The organism is Xanthomonas sp. LF02-5 (assembly GCF_034105325.1).
GTDB classification, from domain to species: Bacteria; Pseudomonadota; Gammaproteobacteria; order Xanthomonadales; family Xanthomonadaceae; genus Xanthomonas_A; species Xanthomonas_A sontii.
The window spans coordinates 144,758-166,503 of the sequence record NZ_JAXGGF010000007.1; the positions used below are offsets into that span (position 1 = coordinate 144,758).

Genomic DNA, 21,746 nt, shown 5'->3' on the forward strand with positions numbered 1-21,746 from the left:
TGAACGGCGCCGTGGCGCCGGTCAAGTTGCCGGGGGGTCGGGCCGCTATTGGCTGTGTCCTCCCCGGAGTTCCGCTCGATGACTGCGCCGTTCCTGCGACCGCTGCTGCTGGCAAGCCTGTGCGTGGCCGGCGTCGACGCGGCTGCGCAACCCGCCGTCGGCACCGGCGGCGCGATGTTGCGGATCGGTATCCGTATCGAACGCAGTTGCGAGATCGGCGCCCCGGCGCGTCCGCAACCCGGGGCACTGCCGACGGTCGCCTGCAACCGCCCGCTGGCCTACCAGGTCAGCATCGACGGCACACCCGCGCCCGGCGCCGGCATGGCGTTGGCCTTGAGCCTGCCCGCCGCCGGCATCACGCCGGGCACGTCGGCGGGCTACGCCACGGTCGCGTTCTAGTGGGCCGCGCTCGCGCGCGCCTGCTGCCGGCGCTGCTGCTGGCGCTGGCCGGCAGTGCTGGCGCGGCCGGGGTGCGGATCAGTCCGACCCTGGTGCAACTGGCACCCGGCGAGACCAGCACCGAGATCTGGCTGAGCAATACCCAGGACCGCCACTGGCAGGCGCAGGTCACGGTGTACCGCTGGCGGCAGACCGACGGGATGGACGACCTGGAGAGCACCGACGAGGTCCGCGCCAGCCCGCAGTCGATCGACATCCCCGCGCAGGGGCGGCAACTGCTGCGGCTGGTGCGTCCCGGACCGGCCAGCGCCGAGGAAAGTGCCTACCGCCTGGTGCTGGAGGAACGCCCCGCCCCAGCCGACCCGGCCGCACCGGCGCCCGCCACGCCGGCCCCACCCTTGCTGCTGCGCTATTCGACCCCGGTGTTCCTGAGCCCGGCGGACCCGGCAGCCGCGCCGCGCCTCAGCGCCCACCTGAGCGCCGGCGCGCGCGGGCCGGAGCTGGTGGTGCACAACCGCGGCAGCGCCCACGCCCGGCTCAGCGACCTGAGCTTCGTCGGCGCCGACGGCCGCACCCTGCCCCTGTTCCCCAGTCTCTCCGGCTATGTCCTGGCCGGCGCCTACAAACGCTGGCCGCTGCCGGCCACCGCGACCGCGCCCGGCGGCCACTTCGCGGCCAGGCTCGACGACCAGGCGCCGCTGCAGGCGCTGCCCGCCGAGTGAACCGCCCGGCACATTGCGCCAGCGGCCCCCGCCAGGTATAGTGCGCGGCTTCGTCGTGCCCGTCATGGGCCGATGGACCGTCCACGCCGGACGCACCGGCGAATTCACACCTGCAGCCATCGCCCGTGCCGGGGTGCTCCGCAAGGAGTTCGGCCACGGAGGCAGCAGGGAGGCCCAACCCCGGAATCGTCGTGCGGCCCCATAAGGCTGCCGTCATGCGCGCGCTTCACCCATTCCTGCCCGCGCACGGCCGGTTCCCCATCAGGAGTCACTGCAATGCCTCAGGTCACCATGCGTCAGATGCTGGAAGCCGGCGTCCACTTCGGCCACCAGACCCGCTACTGGAACCCCAAGATGGCGCCGTACATCTTCGGCGCGCGCGGCAAGATCCACATCATCAACCTCGAGAAGACGGTTCCGCTGTTCAACGACGCGATGAACTTCATCTCCAGCGTCGCGCAGAAGCGCGGCACCATCCTGTTCCTGGGCACCAAGCGCAGCGCCCGCGACGCGGTGAAGGAAGAAGCCGAGCGTTGCGGCCAGCCGTTCATGACCCAGCGCTGGCTGGGCGGCACGCTGACCAACTTCCGCACCGTCAAGCAGTCGGTGGCGCGTCTGAAGGAGCTGGAAGCGGCCGAAACCGACGGCACCTTCGACAAGCTGGTCAAGCACGAAGTGCTGACCCTGCGCCGCGAGCGCGACAAGCTGGAAGCCTCGCTGGGCGGCATCAAGGAAATGAACCGTCTGCCGGACGCCCTGTTCGTCATCGACATCGGCCACGAAGACATCGCCATCAAGGAAGCCAAGAAGCTCGGCATCCCGGTGATCGCGGTGGTCGACACCAACTACAACCCGGACCTGGTCGACTACGCCATCCCGGGCAACGACGACGCCATCCGCGCCGTGCAGCTGTACGCCCGTGCCGCCGCCGACGCCGTGCTGGAAGGCAAGGCCGCTGCGCCGAACGCCGCCAGCGTGCGCGAGGAAGAGTTCGCCGAGGGCGGCGACGACAAGGGCCGCGGCCCGCGCAAGAACGGCAAGAAGGCCGAAGAGACCGCTCCCGCCGCCGAGTAACCGGCGCGCCATGCGGCTGCGCGATCATGCGCAGCCGCCGCCCGGCGCGTTCGGCGCGCCCGGCTTCGCGAGCGCCGCCTGCGGCGCCCGCTTCCCAGATCTACCGGCCGGCCGCAAGCCGGCCTTTTCCCACCTTTCGTGAGGACATCCCGTGGAAATCACTGCTTCCCTGGTCAAGGAACTGCGCGAGCGCACCGGCGCCGGCATGATGGAGTGCAAGAAGGCACTCACCGAGAACGCCGGCAACATCGACAACGCCGCCGAGTGGCTGCGCAAGTCGGGCCTGGCCAAGGCCGACAAGAAGGCCGACCGCGTCGCCGCCGAAGGCCGCATCGCGATGGCGCAGGACGGCGGCAAGGCGGTCCTGGTCGAAATCAACTCCGAGACCGACTTCGTCGCCAAGGACAACAACTTCCTGGCCTTCACCGACGCCGTCGTCCAGGCCGCCCTGGCCTCCGGCGCCGCCGACGTCGAAGCGCTGAAGAGCGCCAAGCTGCCCAGCGGCGAGACCGTCGAGGAAGCCCGTGCCGCGGTCATCGCCAAGGTCGGCGAGAACGTGCAGGTGCGCCGCCTGGTGCGCATCGACAGCGCCAACAACGTCGCCGCCTACGTGCACGGCGGCCGCATCGGCGTGCTGGTCGAGGTCAAGGGCGGCGACGCCGACCTGGCCCGCGGCATCGCCATGCACATCGCGGCGATGAACCCGCCGCACGTCAAGGCCTCCGACGTCCCGGCCGAGTTCGTGGCCAAGGAAAAGGAAATCGAGCTGGCCAAGATGTCGGAGAAGGACAAGGCCAAGCCGGCCGACATCCTGGAGAAGATCATCAGCGGCAAGATCGCCAAGATCGTCAACGAGGTCACCCTGTACGGCCAGCCCTACGTGCTGAACACCGACCAGACCGTGGAGCAGGCGGTGAAGGCCGCCGGCGCCGACGTGGTCGGCTTCCAGCGCCTGGCCGTGGGCGAAGGCATCGAGAAGGTGGTGGAAGACTACGCCGCCGAAGTGATGAAGCAGGCCGGCTTGGCCTGATCCCGCGCCCGGGAAGAAAAGAGCCGCGCATTGTCGCGGCTTTTTTTTTACGGGTGTACGCTGCGCAGGCCGGGACAGGCCGCTCCCCCACCTCTCATTCCATGCCGTATCGGAAGTGCATGCATCCTGAACTCGAAGCGATCCTGAGTCACTCCCGCGACCTGCCCTCGCCCCCCGGCGTTGCCTTGCGCATCATCGAACTGGCGCAGGACGCGGACGTGGACCTGGCCGCGACCGCCGATGCGATCGCCATGGACATGGCACTGAGCGCGCGCATGCTGCGCATCGCCAATTCCCCGCTGTACGCCAGCCGGCGTCGCGTCGACAACCTGGGTCAGGCGCTGACCATGCTCGGCCTCAACGCCGCGCTGAGCCTGGCATTGGGCTTCTCGATGGTGCAGAGCCTGCGCGGCGGCAGCGGCGAGCCACAGGAACGGCTGTGGCGGCGCAGCGTGCTGGCGGCACTGGCCAGCCGCCTGCTCGGCCAGGCCGCGGGGCTGCGCAAGCACGAGGAGCTGATGCTGGCCGGGCTGCTGCAGGACATGGGCGCACTGGCCCTGCTGCACGTCTGCCACGACCAGTACGCCACCCTGCTGCACGAGGCGGCCGGCGATCCGCAACGGCTGAGCGCGCTGGAGCGCGAGCACCTGGGCGCCGACCGCGCCGAGGTCGGGGCCTGGCTGGCGCAGAAATGGAAGCTGCCCGCCTACCTGCAGCGCAGTATCGGCAGCGGCGGCACTGCCGGCGCCGCGACCGAACCCTTCGACATCTGCGTGCGCCTGTCCGGCGCCATCGCCGACATCTGGCTCGGCGACGATCCCGAAGCCGCGCGCACCCACGCCATGCAGTGCGCCTATCGCGACCTGCAACTGGACAGCCGCCGCTTCGACGAGGTGGTGGGCCACATCGCCGAGGCGCTGCCGGCGGTCAGCCCGATCTTCGACGTGCGCATCGCGCAGCCGGAACGGGTCGACGCGATCATCAGCCATGCCCGCGAACTGATGGTGCTGCGCAACCTGCGCGAAGTGCAGGAAGCCAACCGCGTGCGCCAGCGCGCCGACGAGTACGAGCAGCACGCACGGCGCCTGGCCGAACAGGCCAGCCGCGACGCCCTCACCGGCGTGTTCAACCGGCACCAGTTGGACACCTTGCTCAAGCAGCAGTTCGAGCTGGCCAATCGCCACGACTGGCCGCTGTCGGTGGCCTTCATCGACCTGGACGATTTCAAGAAGATCAACGACGCGCACGGGCACCTGGTCGGCGACCAGGTCCTGCGCGCATTCGCGCAGACCCTGCAGCCGATGCTGCGCGCCAGCGACACCGTGGCGCGCTTCGGCGGCGAGGAATTCCTGGTGCTGTTGCCCAACACCGGCGAAGAGGCCGCGCTGGGCGTGATGCGGCGCATCCTCGCCGAGATCGCGCAGCGGCCGATGGCCGACACCAAGCAGGGGCCGCTGCACATCAGCTTCTCCGCGGGCGTGGCCACCCAGGGCGGCCGCGAGCGTTTCAACAGCGCACAGGAACTGCTGCAGGCGGCCGACGACATGCTTTACAGCGCCAAGCACGGCGGCCGCAACCGCGTCACCGCGCGTTCGTGCGGCGAGGTACAACGCTGAAGCATCGCCGGCGGCACAGACGCGCTGGCGCGCATCGGCTAAAATTGTGTGGTTTGCCCGTCATCCCCCAACGAGGTCGCCATGTCCCAGCTCGCCTATCGCCGTATCCTGTTGAAACTGTCCGGCGAAGCGCTGATGGGAGACGGGGACTACGGCATCGACCCGAAGATCATCAATCGCCTCGCCCATGAGGTGATCGAGGCGCAGCAGGCCGGCGCGGAAGTGGCGCTGGTGATCGGCGGCGGCAACATCTTCCGCGGCGCCGGCCTGGCCGCCAACGGCATGGACCGGGTCACCGGCGACCACATGGGCATGCTCGCCACCGTCATCAACGCGCTGGCGATGCAGGACGCGCTAGAAAAGCTCGGCGCCAAGGTGCGGGTGATGAGCGCGATCAAGATCAACGACGTGTGCGAGGACTTCATCCGCCGCCGTGCGATCCGCCACCTGGAAAAGGGCCGCATCGCGATCTTCGCCGCCGGCACCGGCAACCCCTTCTTCACCACCGACTCCGGCGCCGCGCTGCGCGCGATCGAGATCGGCGCCGACCTGCTGCTGAAGGCGACCAAGGTCGACGGCGTGTACGACAAGGACCCGAAGAAGCACGCCGACGCCGTGCGCTTCGACAGCCTGACCTACGACGAGGTCATCGCCCGCAACCTGGAAGTGATGGACACCGCCGCCTTCGCCCTGGCCCGCGACAGCGACCTGCCGCTGCGCATCTTCAACATGGGCCAGCCCGGCGAACTGCTGAAGATCCTGCGCGGCGCCGAGATCGGCACGTTGGTCAAAGGTCGGGGCTGAAAAGCCGGGAATCGGGAATCGGGAATCGGGAATCGAGAATCGGGAATCGGGAATCGCAACAGCGTTGCGCACTGCAACATTGGCGCCAGCCCCGATTCTCGCGCCACTGGCGTTCAGTCAGGCGCGCAGGGATCCGCCCTCGCCATTCCCCATTCCCCATTCCCGATTCCCCACTCCCAGCAGGCTATAATCGTCCGATTCAGATTCAGCACGGACACCGGCGATGCTCAACGAAATCAAGCAAGACGCACAGACCCGCATGGCCAAGAGCATCGACGCGCTGCGTCATACGCTCATCAAGGTGCGCACCGGGCGCGCGTCGACCGCCCTGGTCGAGCACCTGAAGGTCAACTACTACGGCTCGGAGATGCCGCTGAGCCAGGTCGCCAGCGTGGCCGTCGCCGACGCCCGCTCGCTGACCATCACCCCGTGGGAAAAGCAGATGGTCGGCGCGGTCGAGAAGGCGATCCTGGCCTCGGACCTGGGCCTGACCCCGAACACCGCCGGCACCACCATCCGCCTCAACCTGCCCGCGCTCACCGAGGAGCGCCGCCGCGAGCTGTCGAAGGTCGTGCATGGCGAAGGCGAGGACACCAAGGTCGCGATCCGCAACATCCGCCGCGACGCCAACCAGCAGGTCAAGGATCTGCTGAAGGACAAGAAGGTCACCGAGGACGAGGCCCGCGCCAGCGAGGACGACATCCAGAAGCTGACCGACAAGGCGATCAAGGACGTGGACGACGTGGTCAAGGGCAAGGAACAGGAACTGATGGCGGTCTGAGCCTGCGCCTGCCGGCCATGCCTTCCGACCCCGTCCCCATGTCCCTGCCCCGCCACCTGGCCATCATCATGGATGGCAACGGCCGCTGGGCGCAGCGCCGCCGCCGGCCGCGCGTGATCGGCCACCGCGCGGGCGCCCGCGCGGTCAACCGCACCATCGACTTCTGCCTGGAGCGCGGCATCGGCGCGCTGACCCTGTTCGCCTTTTCCAGCGAGAACTGGGGGCGCCCGCAGGAGGAAGTGGACGCGCTGATGAAGCTGTTCCTGCACGCGCTCGACCGCGAGGTCGAGGAGTTGCAGCGGCGCGGCGTGCGCGTGCGCTTCATCGGCGACCGCTCGCGCTTCGCGCCGTCGCTGTGCGAGCGCATGGCCCAGGCCGAGGCGCGCACCCGCGACAACCAGGCCCTGCACCTGTCGATCGCCGCCAGCTACGGCGGCCGCCAGGACATCGCCCTGGCCGCGCGCGCGCTGGCCGAGGACGTCGCCGCCGGGCGCCTGCGCCCGGAGCAGATCGACGAGGACGCGCTGTCGGCGCGCATGGCGCTGGCCGACCTGCCGCCGCCGGACCTGTTCATCCGCACCGGCGGCGACCTGCGCATCAGCAACTTCCTGCTGTGGCAGTTGGCCTACACCGAACTGTGGTTCACCGAGACCCTCTGGCCCGAGTTCGGCCCCGAGGTGCTGCAACAAGCCCTGGACGACTACGCCCGCCGCGAGCGGCGTTTCGGCCTCACCAGCGCGCAGGTCGCCGAAGCGGCGACGGAGAACGTTTCCGCATGACCCGTACCCGCGTCATCGCCGCGTTGATCATGGCCCCGCTGGCCATCTGCGCCATCCTGCTGCTACCGACCCAGTGGCTGGTCGCACTGGCCGCCTTGATCTTCCTGATCGGCCTGTGGGAATGGCTGAAGCTGGCCGAGGTCGACGACACCCTGCCGCGCACCATCCTGCTGATGCTCAACCTGCTGCTGATGGTGCTGCTGGTGTGGGCCTCGGCCGGCTCGCTGGTGCTGTTCCAGCTGACCACCCTGATCGGCGCCGGCTGGTGGTGCGTGGCCTTGCTGTGGCTGGGCTTCTACCGCTTCGGCTCCGACCACGCCACCTATGCGCGGGTGTTCAAGCTCGCCGCCGGCACCCTGGCGATCGTGCCCGCCTGGGCCGCCCTGGGCCTGATCCACGCCAGCGAGCCGAACGGCCACCGCTGGCTGCTGACCGCCCTGGCCACGGTGTGGGCCGCCGATTCCGGCGCGTATTTCGCCGGCCGCCAGTTCGGCAAGCACAAGCTGGCGCCGCGGATCAGCCCCAACAAGACCGTGGAAGGCCTGGTCGGCGGCCTGCTGGCCGGCCTGATCGTGGCCGCCGGTTTCGGCTGGCTGGCCGGGGTGACCCTGCCGCACCTGCCCGGGCTGCTGATCGTGGCCGCGGTCAGCGTGCTGGCCTCGGTGGTCGGCGACCTGTTCGAGAGCCTGCTCAAGCGCCATGTCGGCGCCAAGGACTCGGGCAATGTGATTCCCGGTCACGGCGGCGTGCTGGACCGGATCGACGGCGTGCTGGCGGCGCTGCCGATCTTCGCGCTGGGCAAGGACATCTTCGGGTTCTGAGCCAGTGAACACGCAACGCAGCAAGACCCCAGCGGTCCGCACCATCGCCGTGCTCGGCGCCACCGGCTCGATCGGCGCCTCGGCGCTGGACGTGATCGCGCGCCATCCGCAGCGCCTGCGCGCCGGCGTGCTGGCCGCCGGGCGCAACGTCGACGCGCTGCTGGCGCTGTGCGCCACGCACCGTCCCGCGCATGCGGTGATCGCCGATCCGGCGCTGTACCCGGCGCTGCGCGACGGCCTGCGCGCGGCCGGGCTGTCGACCCAGGCGCATGCCGGCGACGCCGCGCTGGACCAACTGGTGGCCAGCGACGCCTGCGACAGCGTGGTCGCCGCCATCGTCGGCGCCGCCGGCCTGGCCTCGACCCTGGCCGCGGCCCGTGCCGGCAAGCGCCTGCTGCTGGCCAACAAGGAAGCGCTGGTGCTGGCCGGCGAACTGGTCACCGCCGCGGCGGCCGCGGCCGGCGCCGAGATCATCCCGATCGACAGCGAGCACAACGCCATCTTCCAGTGCCTGCGCTCGCGCCAGACCGGCGCCGAGGTGCGACGGGTGCTGCTGACCGCCTCCGGCGGCCCGTTCCGCGGCTGGGACCGCGCGCGCCTGCAGGCGGTGACCCCGGCGCAGGCCGTGGCGCACCCGAAGTGGTCGATGGGGCCGAAGATCTCCGTCGATTCGGCGACGTTGATGAACAAGGGCCTGGAAGTGATCGAGGCCCACCACCTGTTCGCGCTGGCGCCCGAGCGCATCGAGGTGCTGGTGCACCCGCAGAGCCTGGTGCATTCGCTGGTCGAGTTCATCGACGGTTCGACCCTGGCGCAGATGGGCCTGCCGGACATGCGCACCACCCTGGCGGTGGGGCTGGGCTGGCCGGACCGCATCGCCTCCGGGGTCGCCGGGCTGGACCTGCTGACGCAGGGCCGGCTGGATTTCGAGGCGCCGGACCTGGACGCCTTCCCCTGCCTGGGCCTGGCCTGGCGCGCGATGCAGGCCGGCGGCAGCGCCCCGGCGATCCTGAACGCGGCCAACGAAGTGGCTGTTTCAGCCTTTCTTCAGGGCCGGATCGGTTTCCTATCGATTCCTGCGCTGGTCGAGAACGCCCTGACCGAGCTGCCTGCGGTCGCGGCCGATTCCCTGGACGCGTTGCTGGCGGCGGATGCGCACTCGCGCAAGATCACCGAACTCGCCATTGCCCGCCATTTCGCCCATGCTTGATCCCCACGCCGCCATGAGCCACGCGCATGGGTAATGTCGTCGGCTCCATCTGGTGGATGCTGGTCAGCCTGGGCATCCTGGTGACCTTCCACGAGTTCGGCCATTTCTGGGTCGCCCGCCGCTGCGGGGTCAAGGTGCTGCGCTTCTCGGTGGGCTTCGGCAAGCCGCTGTGGTCGCGCTACGACCGCCACGGCACCGAGTTCGCGATCGCCGCGATTCCGCTCGGCGGCTACGTGAAGATGCTCGACGAACGCGAGGGCGAGGTGGCCCCGGCCGAGCGTGCGCAGGCCTTCAACAACAAGAGCGTGTGGCAGCGCATCGCCATCGTCGCCGCCGGTCCGATCGCCAACCTGATCCTGTGCGTAGCGTTGCTTTGGGCGATGTTCGTGATCGGCAAGCAGGACTACGCGCCCATCGTCGGCCGCGCCGAGGGCCTGGCGCAGCAGGCCGGATTCCAGCCCGGCGAGCGCATCGTCCGCGTCGGCGACCGCGACGTCGCCACCTGGAGCGAGGCCGCCATGCAGCTGACCGTCGCCGCCATGGACCGCGAGGACGTGCCGGTGCAGACCGAGGACGCGCAGGACGGCGCCAGCCATACCCGGACCCTGCGCCTGTCGCAACTGCCGGTCGGCTTCGACGAGCAGCAGGTGCCGGCCCTGGCCGGCCTGACCTGGCGCTTCACCCTGCAGCCGGCAGTGATCGCCAACGTCACCGCCGGCTCGGCCGCCGACGGCGTGCTGCGCCCGGGCGACCGCGTGCTGGCGGTGGACGGCACCCCGATCACCAGCGCCGACCAGGTCGCACCGCAGGTGCAGGCCCTGGGCCGCGACGGCGGCAACGGCCTGATCGAGGTCGAGCGCAACGGCGAGCGCCTGGCCCTGGACGTCCATCTCAAGCAGGCCGCCGGCCCCGGCGCGCCGCGCTGGACGCTGGGCGTGGCCATCGGCGAGCAGCGCCGCCCGGCCTACGACGCCACCCTGCGCTACGGCCCGCTGGCGGCGATCCCGGTCGCCTTCCGCGAGACCGGCCGGCTGGCCGGCGATACGCTCGGCATCCTGCGCCGCATGCTGACCGGCGAGGCCTCGCTGAAGAACGTGTCCGGCCCGATCACCATCGCCAAGGTCGCCAACGTCTCGGCCAAGCAGGGCCCGGACTGGTTCCTGAATTTCCTGGCGCTTCTGTCGCTGAGCCTGGCGATCATGAACCTGCTGCCGATCCCGATCTTGGACGGCGGGCACTTGCTGTATTACCTTATCGAGTTGGTCAAGGGCAGCCCGCTGAGCGAGCGCGCCATGGCGGCGGGGCAATTCGTGGGCCTGACGTTGCTGGCAGGACTGATGGGGTTGGCGTTCTACAACGACCTCTTCGGCCAGGCCCTGCGATGACCCGCGCCGATCCACTCGACCCGCTGTCGTCTTGCGCCGGCGCCCATGCAACAACGATATCGACCTCTACCGGACGTGACATGACGAGATTTCCCACTCGCCGCCTGCTTGCCCTCGCCCTCGCCGCCAGCCTCAGCCTGCCGGCCCTGGCCCAGGTAGCGGAGCCCTTCACCGCCAGCGACATCCGCGTCGACGGGCTGCAACGCATTTCGTCCGGCACCGTGTTCACCTACCTGCCGGTGGAACGCGGCGACACCGTGGACGAGGCCAAGGTCGCCGAGGCGATCCGTGCCCTGTACCGCACCGGCTTCTTCGAGGACGTGCGCGTCGACCGCCAGGGCAACATCCTGGTGGTGACGGTCAAGGAGCGTCCGGCGATCAACAAGCTGACCGTCACCGGCAACAAGGACATCAAGAGCGAGGAACTGCTCAAGGGCCTGTCCGACATCGGCCTCAGCGAAGGCGGCACCTTCGACCGGCTGAGCCTGGACCGGGTGACCCAGGAGCTGACCCGCCAGTACAACAACCGCGGCAAGTACAACGTCGAGATCACCCCGACGGTGAGCCCGCTGGACCGCAACCGCGTCGACGTGGCCATCGCGATCAAGGAAGGCAAGGCGGCCAAGATCCGCCACGTCAACCTGATCGGCACCGAGAAGTTCCTCAACAAGGACATCCTGGAGAACTGGGAGTCGCGCGAGCACAACTGGCTGTCCTGGTACCGCCGCGACGACCAGTACTCCAAGGAAAAGCTGTCCGGCGACCTGGAGAAGCTCAACTCCTGGTACCTGGACCGCGGCTACGTCGACTTCAGCGTCGACTCCACCCAGGTGGCGATCAGCCCCGACAAGCGCGACATGTACCTGACCGCCGGCATCACCGAAGGCGAGCAGTACAAGATTTCCGACATCAAGGTCACCGGCGACACCATCCTGCCGCAGGAAGAGATCGAGAAGCTGGTGATCCCCAAGGCCGGCGACACCTTCTCGCGCGCGCTGCTGGAATACAGCTCCGACGCGATCACCAATACCCTGAGCAACATCGGCTACGCCTTCGCCAAGGTCACCCCGATCCCGACCACCGACCGCGAGAAGCGCACGGTGGCGGTGAACCTGCAGGTGACCCCGGGCCCGCGCGTGTCGGTGCGGCGCATCGTGTTCCGCGGCAACACCCGCACCTCCGACGAAGTGCTGCGCCGCGAAATGCGCCAGTTCGAGGACACCTGGTACTCGCAGGCGGCGATCGACCGCTCCAAGATCCGCCTGCAGCGCCTGGGCTATTTCGAGTCGGTGGACGTGGAAACGCCGCCGGTGCCGGGCAGCAACGACAAGGTCGACGTGGTCTACAACGTCAAGGAGACCACCTCGGGCAGCTTCACCTTCGGCCTGGGCTATTCGCAGACCTACGGCGTCACCACCTCGGTGCAGCTGTCGCAGAACAACTTCCTCGGCGGCGGCAACCGCGTCGCGGTGGACGCCTCGCGCAGCAGCTACCAGGAGCGCTACGCGTTCTCCTACACCAACCCGTTCTTCACCGACGACGGCGTGTCGCTGGGCTACAACCTGTCCTGGCGCAAGCTGGACTACTCCGACTTCGGCACCGCGCAGTACAACAGCACCAACGGCGCGGCGCAGGTGATCTTCGGCGTGCCGATCACCGAGACCGACAGCGTCTCGCTGATGTTCGGCGTGGACAGCAACCAGATCACCACCTATCCGGGCTTCACCCCGCAGGCGATCATCAACTACATCGACGCGATCGGGACCAAGACCTTCCACGCCTGGCGCAGCGAGCTCGGCTGGGCGCGCGACACCCGCAACGACTACTTCATGCCCACCCGCGGCATGTACCAGCGTGTGGGCCTGGAAGCCACCCTGCCCGGTTCGACCGTGGAGTACTGGAAGCTCAACTACCAGATCTCCAAGTACTGGCCGATCTCGCCGGCGCTGGTGCTCAACACCCGCGCGGAGTTCGGCTACGGCGACAGCTACGGCAGCGACGTGTCGCGCGACATCTGCGGCACCTACACCAGCGATGCGCAAGGCACGACGACCTACAACCCGCAGGCCTGCAACGGCTCCAACCTGATCCGCAGCGTCACCGCCTCGGGCCTGCCGTTCTACGAGAATTTCTACGCCGGCGGCACCAACTCGGTCCGCGGCTTCGAGGACAACACCCTCGGCCCGCGCTCGGAGGCCACCGCCTCGTACCGCCGCGGCCAGCCGCTGGGCGGCTCGTTCAAGACCGTGGGCTCGGCGGAAATGTACTTCCCGAAGCTGTTCGACAGCCCGTCGGCGCGCATTTCGGCGTTCGTGGACGTCGGCAACGTGTTCAATGGCGTGGACAACTTCAAGTCCAACCAGTTGCGCGCCTCCACCGGTATCGCCCTGCTGTGGCGGGCCCCGGTCGGCCCGATCTCGATCAGCTATGCGATTCCGTTGAAGAAGGAAGACAACGACGAAATCGAGCGCCTGCAGTTCACCTTTGGTGGGCAGTTCTAAAAGAACTGCGTACCCGCTGCCAGGGCTGCGCCCTGGCAGCCAGGTTTTCGCGATGCGAAAACCTGCTGGGGCTTGGCTTGCCTAATCCCGGCGCCTGTCGGCGCGCCCCCTTTAACAGGAAGGGGGCTTTGCTCCAGTCGGTTGATCGTTCCTGATAGGTGGTCGTGGCCTGTTGCGCGGCCACGTGCGATCGCCTTACGCGGCCGTACGACTGCCCACCCGATGCCGGGGCTTGGCCTTCCAAATCACTGCGCCTGTCGGCGTGCCCCTCGCGTTGCGAATCGCAAGCCGTGGTTCATTGCCTTCCGAATCCTGCGCCTGGGAGTGTGTTGCTTGTGGCCGTACCCTCACCCCTCTCCCGGTGGGAGAGGGGCTGACGCGACTCCCTTCTCCCATCGGGAGAAGGTGCCCCGTAGGGGCGGATGAGGGGCGGGCAGTGCACGCTGTATCAGCACGCCCTACGCGGGCGTACGTATGACCGTGCTGGTGGCACACGGTAGAATCTCCCGGTGAATACTTCGACCTATACCGCTGACGAGATCGCCGAGCGTTTCGGCCTGCAGGTGCATGGCGACGGCAGCGTCGCGGTGCGCGGCGTGGCCACGCTGGCGCAGGCCGGCCCGGGACAGCTCAGCTTCCTGGCCAATCCACGCTATCGTGCGCAACTGGCCGACAGCACTGCGGCGATCGTGGTGCTGCGTGCCGACGACGCCGAGGCGGCGCCGGGCACCGCACTGATCGCGCGCGATCCGTACGTCGCCTTCGCCAAGATCGCCGCGCTGTTCGACGTGGCCCCGCTTCGACCGCCCGGCATCCATCCCAGCGCCAGCATCGATCCCAGTGCGCAGGTCGCGGCCAGCGCGCACATCGGCGCGTTCGTCAGCATCGGCGCGCGCAGCGTGGTCGGCGAGGGCTGCGTGATCGGCCCCGGCTGCGTGATCGGCGAGGACTGCCAGGTCGGCGCAGGCAGCGAACTGATCGCCCGCGTTACTCTGGTCACCCGGGTGCGTCTGGGCCAGCGCGTGCGCGTGCATCCCGGCGCGGTGCTCGGCGCCGACGGCTTCGGCCTGGCGATGGACGCCGGCCGCTGGATCAAGGTGCCGCAGCTCGGCGGCGTCCGCATCGGCGACGATTGCGAGATCGGCGCCAACACCTGCGTGGACCGCGGCGCGCTGGAAGACACCACCCTCGAAGAAGACGTGCGCCTGGACAACCTAGTGCAGGTCGCGCACAACGTGCACATCGGCGCGCACAGCGCCATCGCCGGCTGCACCGGCATCGCCGGCAGCGCCAAGATCGGCCGCTACGTGATGCTCGGCGGCGCGGTCGGCGTGGTCGGCCACCTGGAGATCTGCGACAAGGTCGTGGTCACCGGCAAGTCGGTCGTGCGCAACTCCATCCACGAGCCGGGCGAGTACTCGTCCGGCACCCCATTGACCGACAACCGCACGTGGCGCAAGAACGCCGCGCGCTTCAAACAGCTCGATGCCCTGGCCCGTCGCATCCTGTCTGTCAGCAAGGAGAAGGAATGAGCCACGATCAGCCCCTGCCGGATGCCACCCTGCCGGACATCAACCAGATCCGCGCACTGCTCCCGCACCGCTACCCGTTCCTGCTGGTGGACAAGGTGGTCTCGCTGGATTTCGAGAACCGCCGGATCGTCGCGCACAAGAACGTCAGCATCAACGAGCCGTATTTCCAGGGCCATTTCCCGGGCCAGCCGATCATGCCCGGCGTGCTGATCATCGAGGCGCTGGCGCAGGCCGGCGGCATCCTGACCCAGCTGGCGATGGGCCGCGACGCGCAGTCCAAGCTGTTCTACATGGTCAAGGTCGACAACGCCCGCTTCAACAGCCAGGTGGTGCCCGGCGACGTGCTGGAGCTGCACGTGGAAATCAAGCGGGTGATCCGCAACATGGCGGTGTACTACGGCGAGGCCAAGGTCAACGGCAAGGTCGTGGCCTGCGCCGAAGTGCTGTGCGCCGGCACCCGCGAATGACCCTGGCAGGAGACCTGCGATGAGCGCCAACGCTCCCCTGATTCACCCCTCCGCGATCATCGATCCCGGCGCGAAACTCGCCGCCAACGTGCGCGTCGGCGCCTTCACCGTGATCGGCGCCGAGGTGGAGATCGGCGAAGGCTGCGAGATCGGCTCGCATTGCAGCATCGTCGGCCCGACCCGGCTCGGCCGCGACAACCGCCTGGTCGGCCACGTCGCGCTCGGCGGCGACCCGCAGGACAAGAAGTTCGCCGGCGAACGCACCGAACTGGTGATCGGCGACCGCAACGTGATCCGCGAGTTCGTCACCGTCAGCCGCGGCACCGGCAGCGGCGGCGGCATCACCCGCGTGGGCAGCGACAACTGGTTCCTCGCCTATACCCACGTCGCCCACGACTGCATCGTCGGCAACCATTGCGTGTTCTCCAACAACACCACCCTGGCCGGGCACGTGGAAGTGGGCGACCACGTGATCATCAGCGGCTTCGCCGGCGCGCACCAGTTCTGCCGCATCGGCGATCACGCCTTCCTCGGCATGGGCGCGCTGATCAACGGCGACGTGCCGCCGTTCACCATGGTCGGCGGCAATTCCCTGGGCCGCCCGCGCGGCATCAACAGCGAAGGCCTGAAGCGCCGCGGCTTCGATCCCGAGCGCGTGGCCGCGATCAAGCGCGCCTACCGCGCGCTGTACGTGGCCGGCCTGCCGCTGGCCGAGGCCAAGCACCAGTTGGCGGTGCTGGCCGAAGGCAGCGAGGACGTGCGCGCGATGCTGGAGTTCATCGAATCCAGCGAGCGGCCGTTGTTGCGATGACGGCCGGGATTCGGGATTCGGGATTCGGGATTGGCAACGGCAGCATTGCCGGTGCCGATAGCGCCGCGTCCGCTGTTGCGAATCCCCAATCCCCAATCCCCAATCCCCGCGCAACACCGCTGCGCATCGCCCTGGTCGCCGGCGAAGCCTCCGGCGACCTGCTGGGTGCGGGGCTGATCGAGGCGCTGCGCGCGCGCTACCCCGACGCCGAGTTCGCCGGGGTCGGGGGCGAGGCGATGCGCCAGGCCGGGTGCCAGACCTGGTTCGACGCCAGCGAGCTGGCGGTGATGGGTCTGCTGGAAGTGCTGCGGCACCTGCCGCGCCTGCTGAAGCTGCGCCGCGCGCTGCGCGAGCGGCTGCTGGCCTGGCGCCCGGACGTGTTCGTCGGCATTGATGCCCCCGACTTCAACCTGGGCGTGGAGCGCTGGCTGAAGCAGCGCGGGCTGCGCACCGTGCATTACGTCAGTCCATCGGTATGGGCCTGGCGCGAGCAGCGCGCGGCCAAGATCGGCGCCAGCGCCGACCGGGTGCTGTGCCTGTTCCCGATGGAGCCGCCGATCTACGCCAAGCACGGCGTGGACGCGCGCTTCGTCGGCCACCCCATGGCCGATGCGATCGCGCTGCACGAAGACCGCGGCGCGGCGCGTGCGTCCCTGGGCGTGGCCGCCGACGTGCCGGTGCTAGCGGTGTTGCCGGGCAGCCGCCTGGGCGAGATCGGCAAGCTCGGCGACACCTTCTTCGCCGCCGCCGCGCAGGTGCTGCAGCAGCTGCCGGACGCGCGCGTGCTGGTGCCGGCCGCCAATGCCGCGTGCAAGGCGCTGATCGAAGAACAACTCGCGCGCTCGGCCTTGCCGGCGGCCGCCACCCAAGTGCTGGACGGCCACGCGCGCACCGCGCTGCTCGCCGCCGATGCGGTGCTGCTGGCCTCCGGCACCGCGACCCTGGAAGCCATGCTGGTGAAGCGGCCGATGGTGGTCGGCTACAAGGTCGCCCCGCTCACCTACCGCATCGTCAAGGCGCTGGGCCTGCTGAAGGTGGACCGCTACGCCCTGCCCAACATCCTCGCCGGCCACGACCTGGCGCCGGAACTGATGCAGGACGCCTGCACCCCCGACGCCCTGGCCGCCGCGCTGCTGCACTGGCTGCGCAACCCGCAGGCGGTGGCGGCGCTGCAGCACGAATACGAACGCCTGCACCTGCTGCTGCGCCAGGACGCCTCGGCGCGCGCGGCCGATGCGGTGCTCGAATTGCTGGAGGGCCGGGAATCGGGAATCGGGAATCGGGAATCGACAGGAGCAACGGCATGAAGCGCTCCCTTCCCCCGCCGTCGCCGCAGCAGTCGCTTTTGTCCCATTCCCCATTCCCCACTCCCGATTCCCGGCTCTACGCCGGCGTCGACGAAGCCGGCCGCGGCCCCCTGGCCGGGCCGGTGGCGGTGGCGGCGGTGGTGTTCGATCCGGCGCGCACCCGCATCAACGGGCTGGACGATTCCAAGCAGCTGACCGCGGCGCGCCGCGAGACGCTGTATGCGCGCATCGTCGAGCGCGCGCTGGCCTGGCAGGTGGTGCTGATCGAGGCCGAGGAGATCGACCGGCTGAACATCTACCAGGCGACCATGCTAGGCATGCGCCGCGCGGTCGAGGGCGTGGCCCACGTGGCCGGCTTCGCCCGCATCGACGGCAACCGCGTGCCCAAGGGTCTGCCCTGCGCCGCCGAGGCGCTGGTCGGCGGCGATGCCCGCGACCGCGCGATCATGGCCGCCTCGATCGTGGCCAAGGTCACCCGCGACCGGATCATGCAGCGCCTGCACGACGAACACCCGCACTACGGCTTCGACCTGCACAAGGGCTACGCCACCCCGGCACACCTGGCCGCACTGGCCGCGCACGGCCCCTGCATCCACCACCGGCGCAGCTTCGCGCCGGTGCGGATGGCCCTGGAAAGCCGGGACCCGGAGCCCGGGACCCGGGACCCGGAACGGCAACTGGTCGCATAGGCTCCGAATTCGACGCCACTTACCGGTGTCCACGCCGATCACGCGATGCTCCCAAGCACGTGCGCGGACGGCAGTCCTGGCTTTTGCTTTTCCGGGTCCCGGGCCCCGGGTCCCCGGTCCCGGCTCTTCCACCTGTCAAGCCTTGCCCGGCTCGCCCCCCGCCGCTACCCTGCCCGGGCATCGCTCTGGTTCCGCATGTCCACTTCCCGCTTCGCCCATCTGCACATCCACACCGAGTTCTCGCTGGCGGATTCGACCATCCGTGTGCCCGAGAAACCGGATCAGGCTGACCCGAAGAAAGCCAAGCAGGCCAACCTGCTCAGCCGCGCGGTGGAGCTGGACCTGCCCGCGCTGGCGGTCACCGACCTCAACAACCTGTTCGCGCTGGTCAAGTTCTACAAGGCCGCCGAGGGCGTGGGCATCAAGCCGATCGCCGGCGCCGACCTGCTGATCGCCGACGGCACCCAGGCGCCGTGGCGGCTGACCGTGCTGTGCCGCAATCGCGACGGCTACCTGAGCCTGTCGCGACTGCTGACCCGCGCCTGGCTGGAAGGCCACCGCAACGAAGGCGGCGTGGCGCTGCACCCGGAATGGCTGCAGACCGGCAGCGACAACCTGTTCGCGCTGGCCGGCCGCGAGAGCCTGGCCGGGCGCCTGGCCAGCGAAGGCCGCCACGACCTGGCCGAGCAGCAACTGGCCGACTGGCAGCGCATCTTCGGCGATGGCCTGCACCTGGAACTGACCCGCACCGGCCGCGACGGCGAGGAGGCGTTCAACCAGTTCGCCCTGCACGCCGCCGGCACCCGCGGCCTGCCGGTGATCGCCAGCAACGACGTGCGCTTCCTGTACGCCAGCGACTTCGCCGCGCACGAGGCGCGCGTGTGCATCTCCTCCGGCCGCGTGCTCGACGATCCCAAGCGCCCGCGCGACTACAGCGACCAGCAGTACCTGAAGTCGGCCGAGGAGATGGCCGCGCTGTTCGCCGACATCCCCGACGCGATCGACAACACCCTGGCGCTGGCGCAACGCTGCAACATCGAGATGCAGCTGGGCACCTACTTCCTGCCCGCCTATCCGGTGCCCGACGACGAGACGCTGGACAGCTGGATCCGCAGCCAGTCGCGCGACGGCCTGGCCGCGCGCCTGGAAAAGAACCCGCTGGCGCCCGGCAAGACCCGCCAGGACTACGTGGACAGGCTCGAGTTCGAGCTGGACACCATCATCAAGATGGGCTTCCCCGGCTACTTCCTGATCGTGGCCGACTTCATCCAGTGGGGCAAGAACCAGGGCATCCCGATCGGCCCGGGCCGCGGCTCCGGCGCCGGTTCGCTGGTGGCGTGGGCGCTGCAGATCACCGACCTGGATCCGCTGCCGTACAACCTGCTGTTCGAGCGCTTCCTCAACCCGGAACGCGTGTCGATGCCCGACTTCGACATCGACTTCTGCATGGATCGCCGCGACGAGGTGATCGACTACGTGGCGCGCAAGTACGGCCGCGACCGGGTCAGCCAGATCATCACCTACGGCACCATGGCGGCCAAGGCGGTGGTGCGCGACTGCGGCCGCGTGCTCGGCTTCCCGTACGGCCTGGTCGACGGCGTCGCCAAGCTGATCCCCAACATCCTCGGCATCACGCTGAAGGATGCGATGGGCGAAGGCAAGGACAGCGAGATGGCCTCGCCGGAGCTGATCCAGCGCTACCAGGCCGAGGACGACGTCCGCGACCTGATGGACCTGGCGCGGCAGCTCGAGGACCTCACCCGCAACGCCGGCAAGCACGCCGGCGGCGTGGTGATCGCGCCGACGCCGCTGTCCGACTTCTGCCCGCTGTTCGCCGAACACGACGTCGACAATTTCGGCAAGAACCCGGTCACCCAGTTCGACAAGGACGATGTCGAGCAGGTCGGCCTGGTCAAGTTCGACTTCCTCGGCCTGCGCACCCTGACCATCATCGACTGGGCGGTGAAGGCGATCAACGTGCGCCACGCGCGCGCCGGCGTCCCGCCGGTGGAGATCGCCGCGATCCCGCTCGACGATGCGCCGACCTACAAGGGCATTTTCGCCTCGGGCAACACCGGCGCGGTGTTCCAGTTCGAATCCTCGGGCATGCGCCGGCTGCTGAAGGACGCCCGCCCCGACCGCTTCGAAGATCTCATCGCGCTGGTGTCGCTGTACCGCCCCGGCCCGATGGACCTGATCCCCTCGTTCAACGCGCGCAAGCACGGGCAGGAGGAGATCGTCTATCCCGATCCGCGCACCGAAGCGATCCTGAAGGACACCTACGGCATCATGGTGTACCAGGAGCAGGTGATGCAGATGGCGCAGATCGTCGGCGGCTACTCGCTGGGCGGCGCCGACCTGCTGCGCCGCGCGATGGGCAAGAAGGTGCCGGCGGAAATGGCCAAGCACCGCGAGATCTTCCGCGAGGGCGCGGCCAAGGGCGGCGTCGGCGAGGCCAAGGCCGACGAAATCTTCGACCTGATGGAGAAGTTCGCCGGCTACGGCTTCAACAAGTCGCACGCCGCCGCCTACGCGCTGGTCAGCTACCAGACCGCGTGGCTGAAACGCCATTACCCGGCCGAGTTCATGGCGGCCACGCTGTCCTCGGACATGGACAACACCGACAAGGTGGTCGGCTTCCTCGACGAGGTGCGCAACCTCGGCCTGACCGTGCTGCCGCCGCGCATCAACGCCTCGGCCTACATGTTCGAGGCGGCCACGCCGGACACCATCCAGTACGGCCTGGGCGCGATCAAGGGCGTGGGCCGCGGCGCCTGCGAGGCGATCGTGGCCGAGCGCGAGCGTGGCGGCGAGTACGCCTCGCTGCTGGATTTCTGCACCCGCGTGGAATCGGCCAAGCTCAACAAGCGCACGCTGGAAGCGATGATCAACGCCGGCGCGATGGACGGGCTGGGCAGCAACCGCGCCACGCTGATGCTGCAGTTGCCGGAGGTGATGAAGGCCACCGAGCAGATGGCGCGCGAGCGCGCCTCCGGGCAGAACTCGCTATTCGGCGGCGCCGACACCAGCGCGCCGGCGCTGCGCCTGGACCTGCCGGAAAGCAAGGAATGGCCGCTGGGCCAGTTGCTGGCCGGCGAGCGCGAGACGCTGGGCTTCTACCTCAGCGGCCATCCGTTCGATCCGTACCGCGACGAAGTGCGCGAACTGGTTGGCTGCGACCTGAGCGCGCTGGAGAAGATCTGCGCGCAATCCGGCGGCGGCCGCGGCGGTGGCGGCGACGGCGAGAAGCGCGCCTGGCGCCCGGAGGTCAGCGCGATCCTCGCCGGCCAGGTGGTCGGCGTGCGCCGCAAGGGCGACAGCCAGGTGTTCGTGCAACTGGAGGACGGCCGCGGCCGCATCGAGTGCAGCGCATTCTCCGACGCCATCGCCGAGTTCGGCCACCTGCTGACCCGCGACCGCATCCTGATCGTCAAGGGCGGCGTGCGCGAGGACGAATTCAACGGCGGCTACGCGATGCGCATCCGCCAGTGCTGGGACTACGAACAGATCTGCACGCACCACGCGCAGCGCCTGTCGCTGCGCCTGGACCTGCGCCAGCGCAGCGCCTGGCCGCGCATCGACGGCCTGCTCGCCCGCCACCGCCCGGGCAAGACCCCCCTGCGCCTGGACCTGCTGCTGCAGTCGGCGCAGGGCGGCATCGCCGGCATGCTCGACCTCAACGGCAGCCATTCGGTGCGCGTGGACCCGCAGCTGCTGGACGCCCTGCGCGGCGACCCGGCGGTGCGCGCGGTGAAGGTCAAATACAACCCGCCATGGGCGAACTGAGCCTGGCGCGCAGCGCGGCGCGCCCGTTGCAC

General features: G+C 69.2%; 18 protein-coding genes. All 18 read left to right on the plus strand.

The window, feature by feature from the left end:
• Nucleotides 1–78: 78 nt before the first annotated feature.
• Entirely contained in the window at nucleotides 79–399 is a 321-nt protein-coding gene (locus SLW52_RS17715) for a hypothetical protein (protein WP_017916088.1), read from the plus strand.
• Nucleotides 399–1,121, plus strand: a complete 723-nt coding sequence (locus tag SLW52_RS17720) for a fimbria/pilus periplasmic chaperone (protein WP_320740851.1) — start codon at nucleotides 399–401, stop codon at nucleotides 1,119–1,121. The genes SLW52_RS17715 and SLW52_RS17720 overlap by 1 nt, the downstream gene beginning before the upstream one ends.
• Nucleotides 1,122–1,397: 276 nt before the next feature.
• Nucleotides 1,398–2,195, plus strand: coding sequence for a 30S ribosomal protein S2 (gene rpsB, locus SLW52_RS17725; protein ID WP_017908839.1), 798 nt, complete (start codon nucleotides 1,398–1,400; stop codon nucleotides 2,193–2,195).
• A gap of 151 nt (nucleotides 2,196–2,346) precedes the next feature.
• Nucleotides 2,347–3,225 (plus strand): translation elongation factor Ts, encoded by an 879-nt coding sequence (tsf, locus tag SLW52_RS17730; RefSeq protein WP_017908840.1) that lies wholly within the window; start codon nucleotides 2,347–2,349, stop codon nucleotides 3,223–3,225.
• Nucleotides 3,226–3,344: 119 nt separating this feature from the next.
• Nucleotides 3,345–4,841 (plus strand): GGDEF domain-containing protein, encoded by a 1,497-nt coding sequence (locus tag SLW52_RS17735; protein WP_320740852.1) that lies wholly within the window; start codon nucleotides 3,345–3,347, stop codon nucleotides 4,839–4,841.
• Nucleotides 4,842–4,922: 81 nt separating this feature from the next.
• Nucleotides 4,923–5,645 (plus strand): UMP kinase, encoded by a 723-nt coding sequence (gene pyrH, locus SLW52_RS17740; protein WP_010344040.1) that lies wholly within the window; start codon nucleotides 4,923–4,925, stop codon nucleotides 5,643–5,645.
• Between the two features lie 223 nt (nucleotides 5,646–5,868).
• The gene (gene frr, locus SLW52_RS17745) at nucleotides 5,869–6,426 is read left to right on the plus strand and encodes a ribosome recycling factor (protein ID WP_152237379.1); all 558 of its coding nucleotides are present in this window, start codon (nucleotides 5,869–5,871) and stop codon (nucleotides 6,424–6,426) included.
• Between the two features lie 38 nt (nucleotides 6,427–6,464).
• On the plus strand, nucleotides 6,465–7,205 hold the full coding sequence (gene uppS, locus SLW52_RS17750; RefSeq protein ID WP_160970844.1) for a polyprenyl diphosphate synthase: 741 nt from the start codon (nucleotides 6,465–6,467) through the stop codon (nucleotides 7,203–7,205).
• Nucleotides 7,202–8,026: a phosphatidate cytidylyltransferase gene (locus SLW52_RS17755; protein WP_017908843.1), complete on the plus strand. Its 825-nt coding sequence runs from the start codon at nucleotides 7,202–7,204 to the stop codon at nucleotides 8,024–8,026. The genes uppS and SLW52_RS17755 overlap by 4 nt, the downstream gene beginning before the upstream one ends.
• 4 nt (nucleotides 8,027–8,030) lie before the next feature.
• Entirely contained in the window at nucleotides 8,031–9,236 is a 1,206-nt protein-coding gene (dxr, locus tag SLW52_RS17760; RefSeq protein WP_150408999.1) for a 1-deoxy-D-xylulose-5-phosphate reductoisomerase, read from the plus strand.
• 26 nt (nucleotides 9,237–9,262) lie between these two features.
• The gene (rseP, locus tag SLW52_RS17765; protein ID WP_267084427.1) at nucleotides 9,263–10,621 is read left to right on the plus strand and encodes an RIP metalloprotease RseP; all 1,359 of its coding nucleotides are present in this window, start codon (nucleotides 9,263–9,265) and stop codon (nucleotides 10,619–10,621) included.
• Nucleotides 10,622–10,701: 80 nt separating this feature from the next.
• Nucleotides 10,702–13,122 carry an outer membrane protein assembly factor BamA gene (bamA, locus tag SLW52_RS17770; RefSeq protein ID WP_017908791.1) on the plus strand — a complete coding sequence of 807 codons (2,421 nt, stop codon included), beginning with the start codon at nucleotides 10,702–10,704 and terminating at the stop codon, nucleotides 13,120–13,122.
• A gap of 509 nt (nucleotides 13,123–13,631) precedes the next feature.
• Complete coding sequence (gene lpxD, locus SLW52_RS17775) at nucleotides 13,632–14,654, plus strand: UDP-3-O-(3-hydroxymyristoyl)glucosamine N-acyltransferase (protein ID WP_152245960.1); 1,023 nt, start codon at nucleotides 13,632–13,634, stop codon at nucleotides 14,652–14,654.
• The gene (fabZ, locus tag SLW52_RS17780) at nucleotides 14,651–15,121 is read left to right on the plus strand and encodes a 3-hydroxyacyl-ACP dehydratase FabZ (protein ID WP_010344048.1); all 471 of its coding nucleotides are present in this window, start codon (nucleotides 14,651–14,653) and stop codon (nucleotides 15,119–15,121) included. Before lpxD ends, fabZ begins: the two co-directional genes overlap by 4 nt.
• Nucleotides 15,122–15,140: 19 nt before the next feature.
• A complete protein-coding gene (lpxA, locus tag SLW52_RS17785) occupies nucleotides 15,141–15,932 on the plus strand; it encodes an acyl-ACP--UDP-N-acetylglucosamine O-acyltransferase (protein ID WP_152237374.1) in 792 nt (263 codons plus the stop codon).
• A complete protein-coding gene (gene lpxB / locus SLW52_RS17790) occupies nucleotides 15,929–17,239 on the plus strand; it encodes a lipid-A-disaccharide synthase (RefSeq protein ID WP_320740853.1) in 1,311 nt (436 codons plus the stop codon). The genes lpxA and lpxB overlap by 4 nt, the downstream gene beginning before the upstream one ends.
• Nucleotides 17,236–17,928, plus strand: coding sequence for a ribonuclease HII (locus tag SLW52_RS17795; RefSeq protein WP_320740854.1), 693 nt, complete (start codon nucleotides 17,236–17,238; stop codon nucleotides 17,926–17,928). The genes lpxB and SLW52_RS17795 overlap by 4 nt, the downstream gene beginning before the upstream one ends.
• Nucleotides 17,929–18,123: 195 nt before the next feature.
• Nucleotides 18,124–21,714, plus strand: coding sequence for a DNA polymerase III subunit alpha (gene dnaE / locus SLW52_RS17800; RefSeq protein ID WP_320740855.1), 3,591 nt, complete (start codon nucleotides 18,124–18,126; stop codon nucleotides 21,712–21,714).
• The last annotated feature ends 32 nt before the right edge of the window (nucleotides 21,715–21,746 follow it).